At 38.8% G+C, this 18,526-nt stretch carries 19 protein-coding genes; 18 read left to right on the top strand and 1 reads right to left on the bottom strand.

What is annotated here, in order from left to right; genetic code table 11:
- The first annotated feature begins 57 nt into the window (after positions 1-57).
- The 15 genes from GQR44_RS01375 (at position 58) to GQR44_RS01305 (ending at position 14,077) form a co-directional block, all read left to right on the top strand.
- Positions 58-1,287, top strand: coding sequence for a urate hydroxylase PuuD (locus GQR44_RS01375; protein WP_166368474.1), 1,230 nt, complete (start codon positions 58-60; stop codon positions 1,285-1,287).
- Between the two features lie 284 nt (positions 1,288-1,571).
- Positions 1,572-2,486: a homocysteine S-methyltransferase family protein gene (locus tag GQR44_RS01370; RefSeq protein ID WP_166368472.1), complete on the top strand. Its 915-nt coding sequence runs from the start codon at positions 1,572-1,574 to the stop codon at positions 2,484-2,486.
- A 574-nt stretch (positions 2,487-3,060) separates the two neighbouring features.
- Positions 3,061-4,062, top strand: coding sequence for a 3-dehydro-L-gulonate 2-dehydrogenase (gene yiaK / locus GQR44_RS01365; RefSeq protein ID WP_166368470.1), 1,002 nt, complete (start codon positions 3,061-3,063; stop codon positions 4,060-4,062).
- A gap of 25 nt (positions 4,063-4,087) precedes the next feature.
- The gene (locus GQR44_RS01360) at positions 4,088-4,573 is read left to right on the top strand and encodes a TRAP transporter small permease (RefSeq protein WP_166368468.1); all 486 of its coding nucleotides are present in this window, start codon (positions 4,088-4,090) and stop codon (positions 4,571-4,573) included.
- A 3-nt stretch (positions 4,574-4,576) separates the two neighbouring features.
- The gene (locus tag GQR44_RS01355) at positions 4,577-5,857 is read left to right on the top strand and encodes a TRAP transporter large permease subunit (RefSeq protein ID WP_166368466.1); all 1,281 of its coding nucleotides are present in this window, start codon (positions 4,577-4,579) and stop codon (positions 5,855-5,857) included.
- 19 nt (positions 5,858-5,876) lie between these two features.
- Complete coding sequence (locus tag GQR44_RS01350; protein ID WP_166368464.1) at positions 5,877-6,851, top strand: DctP family TRAP transporter solute-binding subunit; 975 nt, start codon at positions 5,877-5,879, stop codon at positions 6,849-6,851.
- Between the two features lie 83 nt (positions 6,852-6,934).
- Positions 6,935-7,633 carry an L-ribulose-5-phosphate 4-epimerase gene (locus GQR44_RS01345; RefSeq protein ID WP_205962921.1) on the top strand — a complete coding sequence of 233 codons (699 nt, stop codon included), beginning with the start codon at positions 6,935-6,937 and terminating at the stop codon, positions 7,631-7,633.
- Between the two features lie 12 nt (positions 7,634-7,645).
- Positions 7,646-8,458: a Cof-type HAD-IIB family hydrolase gene (locus tag GQR44_RS01340; protein ID WP_166368462.1), complete on the top strand. Its 813-nt coding sequence runs from the start codon at positions 7,646-7,648 to the stop codon at positions 8,456-8,458.
- 7 nt (positions 8,459-8,465) lie between these two features.
- Entirely contained in the window at positions 8,466-8,957 is a 492-nt protein-coding gene (locus tag GQR44_RS01335) for a YhcH/YjgK/YiaL family protein (protein ID WP_205962920.1), read from the top strand.
- Entirely contained in the window at positions 8,957-10,450 is a 1,494-nt protein-coding gene (locus tag GQR44_RS01330; protein WP_166368460.1) for an FGGY-family carbohydrate kinase, read from the top strand. Before GQR44_RS01335 ends, GQR44_RS01330 begins: the two co-directional genes overlap by 1 nt.
- Positions 10,443-11,087, top strand: coding sequence for a 3-keto-L-gulonate-6-phosphate decarboxylase UlaD (locus GQR44_RS01325; protein ID WP_166368458.1), 645 nt, complete (start codon positions 10,443-10,445; stop codon positions 11,085-11,087). Before GQR44_RS01330 ends, GQR44_RS01325 begins: the two co-directional genes overlap by 8 nt.
- 7 nt (positions 11,088-11,094) lie before the next feature.
- Positions 11,095-11,853 carry an IclR family transcriptional regulator gene (locus tag GQR44_RS01320; RefSeq protein ID WP_166368456.1) on the top strand — a complete coding sequence of 253 codons (759 nt, stop codon included), beginning with the start codon at positions 11,095-11,097 and terminating at the stop codon, positions 11,851-11,853.
- Between the two features lie 9 nt (positions 11,854-11,862).
- The gene (locus tag GQR44_RS01315; RefSeq protein ID WP_166368454.1) at positions 11,863-12,732 is read left to right on the top strand and encodes an L-ribulose-5-phosphate 3-epimerase; all 870 of its coding nucleotides are present in this window, start codon (positions 11,863-11,865) and stop codon (positions 12,730-12,732) included.
- A gap of 20 nt (positions 12,733-12,752) precedes the next feature.
- Positions 12,753-13,703: a transaldolase gene (gene tal / locus GQR44_RS01310; protein WP_166368983.1), complete on the top strand. Its 951-nt coding sequence runs from the start codon at positions 12,753-12,755 to the stop codon at positions 13,701-13,703.
- A 50-nt stretch (positions 13,704-13,753) separates the two neighbouring features.
- Complete coding sequence (locus tag GQR44_RS01305; RefSeq protein WP_166368452.1) at positions 13,754-14,077, top strand: hypothetical protein; 324 nt, start codon at positions 13,754-13,756, stop codon at positions 14,075-14,077.
- Positions 14,078-14,299: 222 nt separating this feature from the next.
- On the opposite strand, the gene GQR44_RS01300 is transcribed toward GQR44_RS01305, so the two are convergent.
- Positions 14,300-14,437: a hypothetical protein gene (locus GQR44_RS01300; protein ID WP_166368450.1), complete on the bottom strand. Its 138-nt coding sequence runs from the start codon at positions 14,435-14,437 to the stop codon at positions 14,300-14,302.
- 411 nt (positions 14,438-14,848) lie between these two features.
- On the opposite strand from GQR44_RS01300, the gene GQR44_RS01295 reads away from it, so the two are divergent.
- The 3 genes from GQR44_RS01295 to GQR44_RS01285 are packed head-to-tail and all read left to right on the top strand — an operon-like array spanning position 14,849 to position 18,526.
- Positions 14,849-16,387, top strand: a complete 1,539-nt coding sequence (locus tag GQR44_RS01295; protein ID WP_166368448.1) for a sugar ABC transporter ATP-binding protein — start codon at positions 14,849-14,851, stop codon at positions 16,385-16,387.
- Positions 16,374-17,411 carry an ABC transporter permease gene (locus GQR44_RS01290; protein ID WP_166368446.1) on the top strand — a complete coding sequence of 346 codons (1,038 nt, stop codon included), beginning with the start codon at positions 16,374-16,376 and terminating at the stop codon, positions 17,409-17,411. The genes GQR44_RS01295 and GQR44_RS01290 overlap by 14 nt, the downstream gene beginning before the upstream one ends.
- Positions 17,411-18,526 (top strand): substrate-binding domain-containing protein, encoded by a 1,116-nt coding sequence (locus tag GQR44_RS01285; RefSeq protein WP_166368444.1) that lies wholly within the window; start codon positions 17,411-17,413, stop codon positions 18,524-18,526. Before GQR44_RS01290 ends, GQR44_RS01285 begins: the two co-directional genes overlap by 1 nt.

The following is an 18,526-nucleotide window of genomic DNA, read 5'->3' as shown; positions in this document are numbered from 1 at the left end:
AATAGCGACGGCCTGAGTAGTTACCTAAAAATAAGAATAAAAAGGACGATATAAATTATGGAAAATTACTTAATTGAGGTCGCGCATTTAGTATTGCGTTATTTCCATGTAATTGCAGGCATCGCATGGATTGGGGCTTCTTTCTATTTTGCTTGGTTAGATAACAGCTTAGAAACGCCCCCAAAAGTAAAAGCAGATAAAGGCATCAGTGGAGACCTGTGGGCTATTCATGGCGGTGGTTTTTACGAAGTGGCTAAATATAAAAATGGGCCAGAGCACATGCCAACCACTTTACATTGGTTTAAATGGGAAGCTTATACAACTTGGATCACCGGTGGTTTGTTATTTAGTTTGCTGTATTACGTTGGCGCGGATGTAAACCTATTAGATGGTAGTAAAAGTGAATTAAGTAAACTGGCGGCGATTGCAACATCACTGGGTAGTATCGCGGTAGGTTATATTATTTATCGCCTATTATGTAATTCGCCTTTGGTTAAAAACGGTTTGTTATTTGCGGTAGCTATGGTGCTGCTGTTAGCAGTATGGGCTTGGGGTTTTGACCAATTGTTTGCTGATAAAGCAGTTTATATTCATATCGGTGCATTAATTGGTACCTGTATGGCGGGTAATGTTTATCATATCATCATGCCTGGTCAGCGTTATCTAGTTAAAGAAGTAGAAGCAGGGCGCATTCCTGATCCGGCTGTAGGTTTAAAAGCAAAGTTGTGTTCAATTCATAATAACTACGCAACTCTGCCGATTATTTTCATTATGCTAAGTAATCATTTTTCACATACTTATACGCATCAGTATGGTTGGTTAGTGTTAATCGCCTTTATCGTGATTGGTATGTGGATCAGACATTATTTTAATCTTAAGCATCGCCATATTAATAAACCTTCCGTATTAATCAGTGGTATTGCTGCATTTTTTGTATTGATGTTGGCGATTGCACCTTGGGATAGTTTTGCGCCGAGAGTTGTTGCAACGGGAGCAGAAGCAACCGATATAGCGCAAGTTTCAGATGCGCAAGCTTGGTCTATTATAGAAAAGCATTGTACTGAGTGTCACAGTGCAACACCGACTTCAACGATGTTTGCTAGCGCGCCGTTAGGGTTTACGCTTGATTCAATGCAAGCTGTGGAAATCCAACATGACAAGATCTATTCGCGAGCGGTGTTAAACCAAGACATGCCTTTAGCTAATTTAACGAAGATCACAGCAGAGGAACGTGAAACTTTGGGTAGATGGATTGAAAACTATCGCCTGAAGAAAGCCAAGCAGTGATTAAAATTTAACGTTCAAGATGAGCCCTGTTTAATATGTTAGGGCTCCTCGATCACGCTGGCTGATCATCGGCTAGTCCTGCTTCTATTTATGAATGTGTTGGTTATAAACGTACTGAATAAAATCTTGAATAACGTATGAAATAAAGCACTTATCTTGAGTGCTTTTAACCTATCCCGCTACATTGAATTTTTCTCATCTTCATCCAGCGTAAGTTTCATTATGATTTTTGTCTAAATATGTTTAAATAAGGACATATCTTTTAGACGTATAGAAGTCCATTAATGAAAAAATTAACTATATTAGATGGTGGCATGGGACGCGAACTTAAGCGTATTGGCGCACCGTTCTCGCAACCATTGTGGAGTGCACAAGCACTGCTAGAAGCCCCACATTATGTAACGCAAGCACACCAAGGGTACATTGATGCAGGTGCTGAAATTATTACGGTTAATAGCTATGCCTGTGTGCCTTTTCATCTCGGTGAAACATTGTATCAACAACAAGGTAGTGCATTAGCAACACAAGCTGCAGTGATTGCTAATGACGTTGCAAAAGGCGCTAAACATGAGGTTTTAGTAGCTGGATCTTTACCGCCTGCTTTTGGATCTTACCGTCCAGATTTATTTGAAAGCGAAGGTGCCTTTGATATTTTAAGCACTTTATTTAACGCACAAGATGAACATGTAGATATCTGGTTGGCTGAAACCATCTCAAGTATTGAAGAAGCACAGGTTATGTCAAATGTACTTAAGCATTCAACAAAACCTTGCCACTATGCATTCACATTAAGCGATGAAGTTGAACAAGTTGCTAGATTAAGATCTGGCGAGTCTGTTACAGAAGCGATTAACATTATCCTTAATGGCAGTTTTAATGAAAATATTGACGGTATTTTCTTTAACTGTTCTATTCCAGAGGTAATAGAGCAGGCAATAGCAGATACTAACCAAGCTTTATCTGTGCATAACATACAGGCCAACATCGGTGTGTTTGCTAATAGCTTTACACCGATCGCTAGCGATTATAAAGCCAATGAAGGTGTGCAAGCTTACCGTGAGTTATCCCCTGAAGCCTATCTCGAATTTGCTAAAAAATGGTATGAGCTAGGAGCCAATATTATCGGCGGATGTTGTGGTATCAGACCTGATCATATTCAAGTGCTGGCTGAGTGGAGAGATAGTATCGAAGCTGCTTAAGCTAATACCGACTCCGCTAAGTAACTGATCAATCTTACTGGCTAAAAGAAACTATTTTTGCGTTAAAAGTTTTGTAAAGGGAGTAACCATTTACGGTAACTTTTGCCTTAAACTAGCTCCTTTTCCCTACATAATATTCGATTATTAAACTAACGGGGTAGGTATAATAAAGCCCATTATTGGGTCACTAATATCTTCTGTGGCATCAATGGCTGCAACAAAAATCATTGCAGCATTGCCCGGCTTTCTCTTATCCACAATAACTACTCCTTGTTTTTCATCCTCACGCTTTCCCTATATTTTTTGTATCACTATCTCACTATCTCACTATGTAATGACAGGTGAAACTCTATTTCCAGCAATAAAAAAGTGATTCATTTCAAATTTTTATAAAACCATCTCTTTTAATCTCTATTTATACGATCTCCTTCAAATTTATTTTAAATCCTTTTAAAACAATTATTTATAAATTTTTGTGTGCTTTGTGTCTAAAAACAAGCCTTAAAATAGTGAATAAAATGGAATCTTGGTTAGTATTAATTCCGTATTGTGGAATTCATAACTGGAGGTCAAGATGGCATTAGTAGCAATTAAAAGATTACAAGAAGAATACGAACGCATTTTATTAGCGAGAGATATGGATGGCGAAATGGCTACAAAACTAGCCGCTGGTTTCGTAGAGATGGCTAACGAAGGAACTTATTCTCATGGTATTAATCGCTTTCCTGTTTTTATTGATCAAGTAGATAAAGGCCAAATCAAACTTAATGAAGTGCCTAAATGTGTTAACAGTATGGGCGCGCTTGAGCAATGGGATTGTAATTTTGGACCGGGTGTTTTGAATGGTTTGATTTGTTCTGAACGAGCAATGGAATTAGCACGCGAACATGGTATTGGCATGGTTGGTATGCGTAATTCTAACCATTGGATGCGTGGTGGTGCTTATGTATTAAAAATGGCGAGACAAGGGTTTGCTGGTATCGCATCAACTAACTCTATCGCTGTTATGCCTGCTTGGGGTGGTAAAGATCATCGTGTTGGTTCTAACCCGCTTATTATGGCAATTGCCGGCGATCCACCTGTAGTTGTTGATTGCTCAATGAGCCAATTCTCTTACGGTCAATTACAAAACTATGTATTAGCTGATAAGCAATTACCTGTTGTTGGTGGTTTTGATGATAATGGTGAGTTAACGACTGACCCGCATATCTTATGGGAAAACAAACGTTTATTACCAATGGGATTTTGGAAAGGTTCGTCGATGTCTATCGTATTAGACATGATGTTAACGGCAATCACTGGTGGTAACTCTGTTCCTGCTCTTACTGAAGATATGGGCGGCGAATTTGGCGTATCTCAATTCTTGATTGCGATTGATTTGAGCAGAACTATGGAAAAAGACCAATTTGCTCGTGAGATGAAACGTATTCGTGATTATGTATTAGCGTCTGAGCCTGCTGAAACAGGATCTGTAATGATTGCTGGTTCAGAAATGCAGAACTTCATCGATAAGCATGAAAAAGCCGGTGGCATCGAGATTCACGATGAGATTTGGAATCAAATCACAGCCTTGTAATTGAGCGCTAGATTAGGAGAACTTTATGCGAAGTGTATTTAAGTGGATCTGGAACTGTATCGATATTTTAATGGCAGCCGTTTTGTCTTTTATGATTGTGCTTGTCTTTACTAATGTTGTTTTACGTTATGGATTTTCCTCAGGTCTACGTCCTTCCGTGGAACTTTCTCGTCTAGGCCTTGTTTGGGTTGTCATGTTAGGTGCAGTCGTTGTGCTGCGCCGCGGTGAGCACCTTGCTGTGAGTGAATTTTCCGAGAAATTGTTTCCCAAGTTCGTGCCCATATTAAGACGCCTATGTTGGGCTGTCATTTTAGTGTCAGTTAGCATGTTATACCTAGGTTCATTCAATCAAATGATGGCTAATTGGGGAGATATTTCTCAACTGACGGGGCTACCATCTGCACTATTTTATCTCGCGGGTGTTATTTCTGGCGGGCTGATGGGAGTGATTGCTTTGGTACGGATTATTAATCCAGATTGGTTGCTCGATCATAAAGAGAATGGAGAATAAATAATGGTTTTAGCAATATTTTTATCGGTATTGATTATCTCAATTCTGTTAGGTCTTCCGGTTGCATTTGCATTGCTATTGTCATCAATAGCACTGATGTTCCATTTAGATCTATTCAGTGCGGATATTCTTGCTCAAGGCCTTATTAATGGCGTAGATAGTTTCACATTATTAGCTATTCCATTCTTTTTAGTCGCTGGTGAGGTGATGTCTGCAGGTGGTCTGTCTAAAAGAATTGTGAGATTAGCAACCACCTATGTTGGGCATCGTAAAGGTGGCTTAGGTTACGTAGCAATCTTAACTTCGGTATTACTGGCGGGTTTATCTGGCTCAGCAGTAGCAGATGCGGCGGCATTGGTTAGTATTTTATATCCTATGATGAAAGCAGCTAAATACCCTGAAGGTTCATCAATGGGCTTGCTCGCTTCCGGTGGCATTATCGCCCCTGTTATTCCCCCTTCACTACCACTGATTTTAGTGGGTGTTGCAGGCGGTATTTCTATTAAAAACCTTTTCTTAGGCGGTATCGTACCTGGTTTGTTAATGGGCTTAACGCTCATGTTTGTATGGAGCTTATTAGTTAGAAAAGAAGATTTAGAAGTCAAAGAGAAAGCATCAAAAGCAGAGAGACGTGCAGCACTAAAAGATGGTATTTGGGCGTTGTTCTTACCATTCATTATTATTGGCGGTATACGTTTTGGTATTTTTACACCAACAGAAGCGGCTGTGGTTGCTGCTGTTTACGCCATTTTTGTATCAAGTGTCATCTACCGTGAAATATCCTTAAGAGATTTTTATAACATCTTATTAACTGCGGGGCGTTCAACTGCCATGGTTATGTTCTTGGTGGGATGTGCAATGGTTGCGGCTTGGTTGATTACTGTTGCGCAATTACCACAACAACTTGCTGGCATGTTAGGTCCACTGGTTGATAGCCCTCGCTTATTGATGGCTGTGATCATGTTATTGGTATTGTGTGTGGGTATGGTAATGGACCTTAGTCCGACGATTTTGATCCTCGTACCATTACTGATGCCGATTGTTAAAATGGCGGGTATTGACGTCACTTATTTTGGTTTGATGTTTGTTATTAACTGTTCTATAGGTTTAATCACTCCACCTGTTGGCACCGTTTTAAACGTGGTGTGTGGTGTGGCTAAAGTACCCATGTCTACCGCGGTAAAAGGGGTGTTACCTTTTATTGGTGCGTACATGATTCTGTTAACTTTATTTGTAATATTTCCAAGTATTATTACTGTCCCGATGGCTTTTGTCATTGGTTAAACTACCCAAGGAGAAGAAAATGAAAACATTTTTTAAAATAGTAGGGATTGCATCGACGATTGCTTTTTGTTCATCAGTGTCGGCACAAACGACATTAAAACTGGCTCATGCTGCGCCTGAATCTGATTTACAACAAGACATGTCCTTATTCTTTAAAAAAGAAGTAGAGGCTCGTACCAATGGCGATATTAAAATTAATATCTTCCCACAGGGACAGTTAGGTAACGATAAACAAATGATCGACGGTACTCGCTCAGGGATTCTAGATTTCTCCATGGTAGGTGTAAATAACTACTCTGGTTTCTTACCTGAATCATCGGCTTTTACACTTCCGTTTATATTTCCTACCCGCGAATCTGCTTATACAGCACTTGATGGCGCACCTGGTAAAGAAGTATTAGTTTCAATGGAAAAATTCGGTATTAAAGGTTTAGGTTATCCTGAAAGTGGATACCGTAATGTTACTAACAGCCGTCAACCAATTCGCACACCAGCAGATCTTGAAGGCTTACAAATGCGAGTAAATGGTTCGAAAGCATTGAATGATATGTTTAATGAGCTTAAAGCCAATCCACAACAAATCCCTGTTGCTGAACTTTACAGCGCATTAGAAACAGGTGTTGTTGATGCACAAGACCATCCAATTGGCGTGACATTGTCATTTAAATTTTATGAAGTTCAAAAATACTTAAGCATGACGCAACACGCTTACTCGCCTTTAGTATTGACTATGAACTTGAAAAAATTCAATAAATTAAGTGCTGAAAATCAAAAAATCATAACAGAAGTTTCTAAAGAAGCCGTTGATATGCAACGTAAGCTTAGTATTGCTAAAGAAGATCAAATGATCGCTGATTTAGAATCGCATGGTATGAAAGTTAACCGTGATGTTGATGGTGCTGCTTTCCAAGAAGTGGTTAAGCCAGTATGGGCTTCATTTATTGAAGCAAATGGCGATGACATGATTAACAAGATCCAAGCTGCTACAAAATAGATAAGAAAATATACGTCATCTAGTTAAGGGTGTGACTAGGTGGCGTATTTATCAATGTAAATGATAAAAAGGGGCCACAGGGTATGAGCATATATAAAGAATTAAAAAAAAGAGTATTAGAGGCTAATTTACAACTTCCTAAGTATGGTCTAGTGACTTTTACTTGGGGTAATGTCTCTGAAATCGATAGAGAAAAAGGTGTGATTGCGATTAAACCATCGGGTGTTGAATATGATGTAATGGCAGAAGAACATATTGTCATTATTGATTTAGAAGGTAATCGAATTGAAGGTGAGCTTAACCCTTCTAGTGATACGGCAACGCATATCGAACTCTATAAAGCTTTCCCTAATATCGGTGGCATTGTTCATACGCATTCTAGAAATGCAACTATTTGGGCCCAAGCTGGCATCGATATCCCGGCGCTAGGGACAACACACGCAGACTATTTTTACGGCAATGTTCCATGTACGCGACAATTAAGTGATGCTGAAATCGAGCATGATTACGAAAAAAATACAGGTACGGTGATTATTGAAGAATTTGCTAAACGCAAGTTAGATCCAAAAGCAATTCCAGGTGTTGTAATTGCTGGGCACGCTCCTTTCTCATGGGGAAAAGATGCCTTTGATGCCGTGCATAATGCGGTTGTATTAGAAGAAATATCTGCAATGGCGATTGGCACTAGAGCATTAAATCCTGAGATTATGATTAATCCCGCGTTATTAGATAAACATTATTCTCGCAAACACGGTGCAAACTCTTACTACGGTCAAAAATAAAGGCACATGCTTATGTATAAATTATTGGCGTTGGATCTCGATGGTACTGTTTTAAATTCAGAGCATAAAATTAGCGCTCAGTTAGTTCAGGCAATTCAACAAATTTCACAGGTTCACCATGTTGTTATTGTGACTGGACGTCATCATGTGGCGGCTGCTCCTTATTACCATGAGTTAGGCCTAAGCACGCCAATTATTTGTTGTAACGGTACTTATATTTACGATTACCATAATAAAAAAGTGCTCTCTGAAAAATCAATAGATAAGTCAAAAGCACTTGATTTCATTAAGCTTGCGAAACAATTCAACCTCAAAATGGTGATGTATAGCCGAGATTCAATGCTGTATTCAACACAGCAACCGGTTGCTTATATGGAAAAACTGTCACAGTGGGCAAATAACTATCCAGTAGCCGAAAGGCCAAGTATTTTACAGGTTGATAGTTTTACTGATGCCTTACAAGAGACAGATTATATTTGGAAGTTTGTTGTTGAAGGCGGTGAAGTGGACTCGTTTAATCAGACTGATTTTATTAACAATAATTTTAATGGTGAACGCTCTTGGGTAGATAGAGTTGATTTTGCCAATAAAGGTAATAGCAAAGGTAATGCGCTCTCTCAATATGCGCTTAACTTAGGGATTGAAGCAAATCAGATTGTCGCGGTTGGTGATAATCATAATGATATTTCTATGCTGCAATTAGCAGGGTTAGGCGTTGCAATGGATAACGCTGAGCCAGAGGTTAAGCAACACGCGCAACACGTCACCTCGAATAACGACCACCCAAGTGCACTTGCACAGCTGCTATTAAAAACATTTTTATAGAGGGTACATGATGTTAATTGGACATATTGACAACAGTGCAATGAGAACTAGCTATCCGGCGATCATTGATGATGTATTGAATGAGTTATCAGCTTTAGACTTGCATTCATTAGCGCTGGGGCGACATGAGTTTAACAACTTAGATAATCAAAAAGTGTGGTTTGTACTTCTAGAATATAACAAATCACCATTAACCGACTTACAGCCGGAAGTGCATCAATACCATTCTGATTTACAAATAGTATTAACAGGCCAAGAAACGATGGCATGGGCATTAGATACAGGTAAACATCAAATTAATCAGCCTTATAACCCAGACAGAGATATTCTTTTTTATGAATATCAAGGTATCGATTTAAATTATATCGCAGCGATCCCTGGGTGCTTTTATCTGTTTACACCGAATGTGGTCCACATTACGAACATCCAAGATGATGATCAGCAAATAGTTCGTAAGCTGGTGGTGAAGATCCATAACGATTTATTGGACATAAAATAATGAATTATTATATAGGTTTAGACTCTGGCGGCACTTTTATGAAGGCTGCTTTATACGATAGTAAAGGTGTACAAGTTGCTTTAACAAGAACCTCTGCAAGTGTCATTAATGAACAGCAGGGTTGGGTAGAAAGAGATCTTGATAGTTTGTGGGATGATGCAGTTATTGTGATCAAAGAGTTATTAGCAACCACAGATATCAATCGTGAAGATATTAAAGGCATTAGTATTTCCGCGCAAGGAAAAGGCGTTTACCTACTAGATAAGCAAGGTCACAACTTAGGGCGTGGCATCATGTCTTCTGACTCACGCTCATTAAGCATTGTTAAAGAATGGTTACAACAAGGTTTACCAGATCAGATCTACAGCAAAACGCTGCAAACGCTATGGACTGGACACCCGGTGTCTATTATCCGTTGGTTAAAAGACAATCAACCTGAGCTTTATTCTAATATTGGAGCGATCATGATGGCGCATGATTATATTCGATATCGTTTCACGGGTGAGGTGGGTGCTGAAATAACCAATATGTCGGAGAGTAATTTCTTTAACGCTCAAACCGGCCAATATGATATGGATTTATTAACCTTATTTGATATCGAAGAAGTTTGGGATGCTCTACCTAATATTGTTCAACCGGATCAATTAGCCGGTAGCATTACTCAGCAAGTCGCGCTTGAAACGGGTTTAGTTGCTGGTACACCTGTTTTTGGTGGATTGTTTGATGTTGTTTCTACCGCATTGTGTTCGGGTATTGATGCATCGGAACAAGCATTAAACTATGTGATGGGAACGTGGGCGGTGACCTCAGGTATTACACGTGAAATAACTCAAGCAACACATAATTTTGTGTACGGACATTATGCCGTTGAAGGTGAATATATTATTCATGAAGCAAGCCCTACATCGGCGGGAAATTATGAATGGTTTGCTGAATATTTAAGTGCAGATGGGGAATTACAACATCAACACAATGAGTCATTAGTGGCTAACTTGGAAGTGGCATCGAGTAGTGTTTATTTTGTTCCATTTTTATATGGTTCTAACCAAGGTTTAGGCCTTAAATCAGGCTTTTATGGTTTGCAGGCTCACCATACTAAGGCGCATATTATTCAAGCAATCTGGGAAGGTATATTGTTCTGTCACAATATACACCTAGAAAGAATGAGAGCTAGATTCCCACAAGCAAAAATACTAAAAGTGACTGGCGGACCTACTTCTAATAATACGTGGATGCAAATGTTAGCGGACTTGACCGGTATGGAAGTGGAGATAACGGACATAGATGAAACCGGTTCATTAGGGGCGGCTATTGTTGCGATGGTTGGAGCTGGCGAGTATTCATCGAGCCGTGAGTGCATGGATAATATTGTCAGTCAAAGCAAGCGTATTCTGCCTAATGTTGATAACCACCAAGCTTTGAATAAAAAATATCATCACTATCAGCAATTAGTTCAACTATTTAAAACATTTGAGGAACAGATTAATGACTAAACCCTTATTACAAATGGCCCTAGATGCAACGGATCTAGAAACGGCAATAGCTTCAGTAGCAGATGTTTCAGAAAAATTAGATGTGATTGAAATAGGAACGATTTTAGCCTTTGCTCATGGTGTGGATAGCGTTCAAGTATTACGCAATAAATACCCAGATCATATTATTGTTTGTGACATGAAAATTACCGATGCCAGCGCCATTCTAACGCGTTTAGCTATGGAAGCCGGTGCTAACTGGGTAACAGTGAGTGCTGCTGCACATATAGAAACCATTCGTTCTGCGAAAAAAGTAACCGATGAATTTAATGGTGAAGTGCAAATCGAGCTTTATGGCCATTGGACATTAGATGATGCTAAAGATTGGGTTGAAATGGGTATTACTCAAGCTATTTATCATCGCTCTCGTGATGCTGAATTAGCTGGGGTGAGTTGGACAGATGAAGATTTGAAAAAAATGAAAAGCCTATCAGACCTTGGTATTGCGCTTTCTATCACCGGTGGCATTGTGCCTGAAGATGTACATCTATTTCAGGATATATCAGTTAAATCATTTATTGCTGGTCGCGCTTTAGCGGGTAGCAACGGTGTTGAAATTGCTAATAGCTTCCATAGTCAAATGAATAAATATTGGTAATGACATTATGAGTGAGCAAATTAAATCCTTATCGAAAGCATTAGTCGTTTTAGAATTTTTAGGGCAGTTCCCTAATGGCGTTTCTCTACAAAAAATTGCAGAAGGAACTGGGTTTAATAAATCCTCAGCTCATCGAATTTTGGCAACCTTTGAAGAAGCAGGATATGTTGCTCAACTCAGTTCAGGTAAAGAGTACCGATTGACCATGAAATTGGTGCACCTTGGCCATTCTGCAATGAATTCTGACGTGACTGGCATAGTAAAACCCTATTTATCTGAGTTATTAGGTGAAGTGAATGAGACAGTTAATTTCTTATCATTTGATGCTGATAACATTGTCTTTAAAGATAAGTTTGAGCCTGAGAATGCGTCTTTTAGAACCCGTACTTACGTAGGCTTACACTCGCCAATGTATTGCTCTGCGGCTGGGAAATGTTATTTAGCCTTTAGCTCTGACATGGTCAGAGAAGCTTACTGGCAACGAAATGCTAGCACCATGAAACCGCTAACCGAGAATACCATCCTAGATAAAGGTCAGTTCTTTACTGCTTTAGATGATATTAAAAAATTAGGTTATGCCCTCGATGATGAAGAAAATGAAGCTGGTATTTCCTGTGTTGCGGTACCCGTTTTTGATAAATTTCAAAAACCTGTTTACGCGGTGAGCGTCTCCTCTTTAACACCTAAAATGAGGAAAATTAGTTACCCCATTTTAGCTCAAAAAATTCAATCCTTTACTGCACGTATAGAGCAGCAACTTTACTAAGGACCTAGTATGTTTAATTTAAAGAATAAGTTTCGTTTGGGTATTTATGAAAAAGCGATGCCAACCTCATTAACGTGGGAAGAGCGTTTAATCAATGCTAAACAAGCGGGATTTGATTTTGTAGAAATATCTGTGGATGAAACTGATGAACGTCGTGCGCGTTTAGATTGGAGTGATCAAGAAATATATGCTTTGCGCCGTTTATGTGAAGAACATGAAATGCCTTTGCAATCTATGTGTTTAAGTGCGCATAGAAAATTTCCATTTGGTTCAATGGACGATGCTATTAGAGCTGAGTCATTAGTGATCATGGAAAAAGCAATCGCACTGGCTTATAAGCTAGGTATTCGTTGTATTCAAATGGCGGGTTACGATGTGTTTTATGAACCGCAGTCAGAGGAAACTCATTTGCGTTTTATTGATGGCATGCAACAAGCAACTAAAATGGCTGAAAGAGCAGGGATCATGCTTGGTGTAGAGATCATGGATACACCATACCTTAACTCATTAAGTAAGTTTGAAGTGTTAAAGCGTGAAATTCCATCTCCATTTTTTATGGCTTATCCTGATGTGGGTAACATTACAGGTTGGAATTATGACGTGTGTACAGAGTTGAAATTATCGCGTGACCATATTGTGCAAATACATCTAAAAGATACGCTGCGTGTTTCTGAAACCTGTAAAGGCCAATTTAGAGATTTAGTTATTGGTGAGGGGCAAGTGGACTTCCCAGCGATCTTTAAAACATTAGCTGAGATTGATTATAGCGCTCCCCTCGTTATTGAAATGTGGGCGCAAAATGATCAATGGTTAGATGATATTAAAGCAGCTAGAAGCAAATTAAAAACCATTGCTAATGCGGCAGGCTTTGCACTATAAATATAAGAGGTGGAATAGTAATAATGAATAAATTAGAACAGCTTAAAAAACTAACCGTAGTGGTTGCTGATACTGGCGATATTCAAGCGATTCAAAAATATCATCCTCAAGATGCAACAACTAACCCTTCTTTGATTCTAAAAGCGGCACAATTAAGTGATTATGCACCTTTAATGGATCAAGCGATTGCCTATGCAAAAACACAAAGTGAAGACAGTAAAGAACAAGTCCAAGCAGCCTGTGACATGTTAGCGGTAAGCATTGGTAAAGAGATATTAAACGTTGTCCCAGGGCGTATTTCAACAGAAGTCGATGCATGCCTTTCCTATGATTGCGAGGGCAGTATTGCTAAAGCACGTCAGTTAATCAAAATGTATAACGATGCTGGTATTAAGAATGATCGTATCTTGATTAAGTTGGCGGCTACTTGGCAGGGTATACGTGCTGCCGAGCAACTTGAAAAAGAAGGCATTAACTGTAATTTAACTCTGTTATTTTCATTCGCTCAAGCGCGTGCTTGTGCTGAAGCCGGTGTCTTTTTAATTTCGCCTTTTGTTGGTCGTATTATGGATTGGTATAAAGCGAAGCAAGGACAAGATTTTGAAGCCAGTGAAGATCCTGGTGTACAGTCTGTTAGCCAAATTTATGATTATTACAAAGCGCATAATTACAAAACCGTAGTGATGGGAGCTAGTTTTAGAAACGTAGGTGAAATTCTGGAATTAGCAGGTTGTGACAGATTAACGATCAGCCCTGATTTATTGCAAAAATTAGAACAGTCAGATGGTGATGTTGAAGTTAAATTACAACCCGCTCAAACACAGCAAGATCGCCCTGAAGCAATGAGCGAAGCTGAGTTTTTATGGGAACATAACCAAGACCCAATGGCGGTTGAAAAACTGGCTGAAGGTATTCGAAATTTTGCACTCGACCAAGGCAAACTTGAAGCGATGATTGCAGCTAAATTATAATCTGCTAAAGCTTGGTTTAACAGTTTAATAGGTTACAAAGGAAATACTGAATGACTATTTTAAGAACGGCATTTTTTGAAGCCAACTTGAGTGCTGAAGAAAAAGAAGATTTTTATCAATATATGCAACAGGTTGTTGCACCTATTATTGATACTTTTCCTCACAATCAAGGTGTTGTATTAAGTAAGCCTGAGTTTATTGAGTCTGAAGCGCATCAGGAAGTATTGTTGATAATGCAGCATAGCTATGCAAACAAAGCATTAATGCAACAGGCTTTAGATTCTGAACAAAGAATACAGAGTATGAATGCAACTAAGAAAATTATTGAAAAATATAACATTAGGGTGCATCACATGAATCTTATTCAGGATTAATACATTTGATTGCTGTGCTAGGCGAAGTGTACTAAGCCTATATCAGCATAAGAATATGGATGATTGTTAAACAAGAGGCGTCAGTAGTGGATCATTACTGGCGTTTTTTTATTGTGGTGCTTGTAATAAGTGCTATTAGTACCCCAAAAAGGGAGACTTTTTTCTATATTATGTTTTCGTTTTTAAATATATATTTTCATTTTTAATTAAAAAAATGATTAATTAAACCCAAGCTGACACTTCTACTAAAATAATTGCACTCATCACAATCGCCATTTTCGCGAAGAAAAATGCTTTATCAGCAAATGCTGAAACGTTGTCTAAATTTTTTACTGAGTTATCTAAAGTTGTAGTATTCATACGTAATTTCCTTACTTATATAATGAATTCGTACATATTATCCTCAAAACTGTGACTCAAGTCAACTTTGCGTTGTAATATTATTACCTCTTTCAGATTGGTAATAAATTCAAATTAGATCAATGACCTACCTAAAAATATCAATAAATAATGCGATATAGCTAAGTTTTTGATGGCTATTTTTTGCATTTCATCTGTTCATTTTTACTTATAAAACCTTGTTTTTAGTGAGTGATTTTAATGGGATGAAGATCAATTAAACAGAGATTAGTGAACCAATAGATTTAAATTAGGAGGTGAATCACATCTTATTTCAATGACTATCACTACTATAATATGGAATTTGTCGGAATGATATTCCACATTGTGGAATTTAGTCCTTATATTAAAAAGACAATATAAGAGGATTGTATGAGATTTGTAGAGACCCCCGAAGGTAGTTTGCTTTCGATTAATAACCTGACGAAACGGTTTTTTAATTTTGTAGCGTTAGAGTCTGCTTCTTTTAATGTGCACCCAGGTCGGTGCGTTGCTTTATTAGGAGAAAATGGTGCTGGCAAATCGACTTTAATCAAAACCTTGGCTGGCATTAATAAAAAAACCAGCGGTGACATTCTTTTTAAGGACAAGTCGATAGAAGATGCCACTGTTCTGAATCGTTCTGGTAAATCACCGATTGCATTTATCCATCAAGATTTGGGATTGATTGAATGGATGACAGTTACCGAAAATATTGGGTTAACGTTAGGTTTTCCTAAAAAGTGGGGCTTAATTAATTGGAAAGAAGCTGAAAAAAAAGCAACTGAAGTTCTTAACTTAGTGGGCTTAGATGCAAAAGCTTCTGAACGTATTTTTAACTTGAGCGCTGCTGAAAAAGCATTGTTAACGATTGCTCGTGCGCTGATAGCTGATGCAGAGGTGTTGATATTGGATGAACCAACAGCATCTTTAGTGGCGAGTGATGTCGGGCGCATGTTTGATGTACTTAAGCGTTTGAAGTCTCAAGGTGTAGGCATGATTTATGTTTCACACCGTTTAGATGAAATTCATGATATTTGTGATGATGTGGTGGTGTTACGTGATGGAAAAATGGTGGGCTCTGGTTTAGTTAAAGATTATTCATTAGATGATTTAGTGACGTTAATCGTTGGTATGAAAAAAGAGATGAGTTATAGAACGCCATTAAACTCAACCGCTGACATTGTTTTAGATATAAAAAATCTACAGGTGGGTGACCTTGACCCTTTTAATATGACGCTACGAAAAGGTGAGCTAATTTCTTTAGTTGGGTTGAGAAACGCAGGGCAAGAGGCAATAGGACAATCGTTATTTGGTCGCTTAAATATTCACAGTGGCAGTGTAGTGATTAATGGGCAGCCAGCGAATATTTCCTCACCAGCAAATAGTATTGCCAGTGGTATAGCGATGGTCGCAGCAGACCGCGTAAAAGAAAGTATTTGTGGATCGATGAGTGCTTTGGAAAATTTAAACTTAAATCCGAAGAACTTAGGCAAGAACGATTTATCGTTTTTGTCCAAGGAAAAAGAGCAGTCATCGACATTACAAGCGATGCTCGAGTATACGGTTAGACCAAGGGATCCTGACATTGCTATCAATGCTATGAGTGGTGGCAACCAGCAAAAAATTATCCTAGCTAGATGGTTCAATATGAATAAACCAGTCATGATTTTAGATAACCCAACTGCTGGCGTTGATATAGGTGCACGCTCTGAAATATACAAAATAATGCAAAAAGCGATTAACAATGGTCTCGCTGTGATCGTTATTTCAAGCGACTTTGAAGAGGTCGTCAATATATCAAATCGCGCGTTAGTCTTTAACCGTGGACGAGTCGTGAAAGAGTTAATTCAAGAAGATGTGACTTTATCAAATTTATTGAAGTACGCGTCAGGTTCAAAAGTAGAAGAGGTACAACATGTCAACATCTAATATTAAGTCTACCGCGTTAGAAACAGAAGTGACGATGAAGCTAGGTTTAGGAAACATGGTCACACAAGTATTAATGAGATATGGCTTATTAATACTAACCGTCTTATTAATTATATTGTTTAGTGCCACCACAGATACTTTTTTCTCGATGTTAACGCTACAGGCGATCCTCAGTGAAAAGAGTGTGGTCGCGATTCTGGCGCTAGCTGCAATGGTCACTATGGTGACAGGCAAGATGAATCTGAATGTAGGTTTTGGTGTTACGTTTTGGCATGTTTTAGTCATTACACTACAACAACGTTACGGTTTTTCATGGGAAGTGGCTGCAGTTATCGTGGTGTTATGTGGCTGCTTATATGGCGTGCTAAATGGCATGTTAGTGGCATTAGCAGACATTGATTCATTTGTTGCAACATTAGGAACCGGCACAGTGATTTATGCTATTTCACTTTGGCATACGGATGGTCGTCAAATAGTCGGTGCTTTACCTGAAAGTTTTTATAATTTAAGTGGTTTTGAAATATTTGGCTTGCCTGTTGTGGTGTTTTATCTCGCAGCAATCACTTTTGCTTTGTGGTTGTTAACTGAATATACAGCGCTGGGCAGAAAGTTGTATGCGGTAGGTGCGAACCCTAATACAGCAACCTTAAATGGTATTAATACAAAGGCTTGTTATATCGGATCTTATGTTGTTTCCGATGGCCTGATCGCCTTTGCTAGTGTGTTGTTAGCTTCACATATCGGTATTGGTTCCTCTTCGGTTGGACAAGATTTTATGTTACCTGCTTTAGTGGGGGCTTTTTTAGGGTCAACCACATTTAGAGCTGGCAGAGTGAATGTATGGGGCACCATTATTGGCGTCTCCTTGGTAAGTGTTGGTATCTCAGGTTTACAACAACTGGGTACTCCTTTCTTCGTCGAACCCTTATTTAATGGCGCAATTTTACTAGTGGCTATTACCTTGGCTGGTTTTAGTCAAAAACGAAAACAAACCGCAACTAAAAACAACGTAAAGGTGAAATAATGAAAAAGACAATGAAATATTTGAGCTTTGCAGTGATCACATCACTAGCAAGCTACGCAAATGCTGACACCAGCAGTGCCCAACAATATGTTGATATGGCAAAGCAAGTGGTTGCTGAAGCATCAGGTGAAACTAATAGTGTTTTTTCTTTGCCTGCAGGACCTGCCGCAGTTAAAGATAAAACAGTTATCTTTATCGCATCGGACTTAAAAAATAGTGGTGTCGCTGGCGTGGTAAAAGGGTTTGAGGAAGCTTCAGAAGCGATTGGTTGGAATGTCAGAGTATTGGATGGCGCGGGTAGTGTGCCATCGCAATCATCTGCGGTAAAACAAGCCCTTGCCTTACAGCCAGATGGGATTGTGATAGGTGGGTTTACACCAAATACTATGGTGCCGACATTACGTAAAGCTAATAAATTAGGTATCAAGTTAGTGAGTTGGCATGCAACGCCTGATCCAGGCCCTATCAAAGATTTATTTATTGAAACCAATATTACGAGTTCAGCTGATGATGTAGCCCGCGTATCTGCGATGTATGCAATTGCTAAATCAGAGGGGAAAGCTAATGTTGTTATATTGACCGACGGTCTGTACAGCATTGCTGTTCATAAAGCGGATGTAATGAAATCTTACATTGAAAAATGTGAAGGTTGTTCGGTATTAGGTTATGAAGATACACCGCTAGCGAACACGTCATCACGTATTCCACAGCTGACTTACTCTTTAGTGCAAAAACACGGTGAAAAATATAATTATACATTAGCGATCAATGATCTCTATTTCGATTATATGTCCCCAGCATTAAGATCAGCGGGTAAGAAAAAAGGTGATGCACCTTATAACATCTCTGCGGGTGATGGTAGTGAATCGGCATTTGAAAGAATTCGTAATGGTGATTTTCAGGTAGCAACAGTAGCTGAACCATTGAGTTTACATGGCTGGCAAGTTATTGATGAGTTTAATCGTATCTTCCAAGATCAACCTATTAGTGGTTACGTAACACCAGTACATTTGGTGACTGCCGATAACATTCATAGTAATGGTGGGGATGATAACCTTTATGATCCTGATAACAATTACCGTGCTTATTACTCTGCGTCTTGGAATGCTAAATAG

The sequence above is a fragment of the Psychromonas sp. SA13A genome (assembly GCF_011378715.1).
In the GTDB taxonomy this organism is placed as follows: Bacteria; Pseudomonadota; Gammaproteobacteria; order Enterobacterales; family Psychromonadaceae; genus Psychromonas.
Note: the sequence above shows the minus strand (reverse complement) of the source record. Positions and strands in the feature narration are given on the sequence as shown.